The organism is Rheinheimera pleomorphica, from assembly GCF_011634895.1.
GTDB classification, from domain to species: Bacteria; Pseudomonadota; Gammaproteobacteria; order Enterobacterales; family Alteromonadaceae; genus Alishewanella; species Alishewanella pleomorphica.
In genome coordinates this window covers 1-353 of sequence record NZ_SIRR01000016.1, presented here as the reverse complement: position 1 = coordinate 353, position 353 = coordinate 1, and the positions used below count along the sequence as shown (strand labels likewise).

The window sequence follows — 353 nt, the reverse complement described above, 5'->3', positions numbered from 1 at the left end:
CCCAAAATGTCTTGAGATGTACAGTGTGCTTTGCTATACACTCTCTCGCTTGAGTTCGAGAGGTTGCTTAGCTTGTTTTTTACTACTATCAGCTTGCCAAATTGTTAAAGAGCAGTTTGAGATTAAACTCAAATGAAATAGCTTTTTTAAAAAGACATTTCATTTGAATTTTTAAGAGATAAACGACGAATTGGTGGAGCCAAGCGGGATCGAACCGCTGACCTCCTGCGTGCAAGGCAGGCGCTCTCCCAGCTGAGCTATGGCCCCAAATAATTGGTGGGTCTGAGTAGACTCGAACTACCGACCTCACCCTTATCAGGGGTGCGCTCTAACCACCTGAGCTACAGACCCAA

General features: G+C 45.0%; 2 tRNA genes. Both read right to left on the bottom strand.

Annotation, left to right across the window (positions count from 1 at the left end):
• Positions 1-191 precede the first annotated feature (191 nt).
• Positions 192-267 (bottom strand) — tRNA-Ala (locus tag EYB30_RS14920).
• Between the two features lie 7 nt (positions 268-274).
• Positions 275-351, bottom strand: a tRNA-Ile gene (locus EYB30_RS14915).
• Between the last annotated feature and the right edge of the window lie 2 nt (positions 352-353).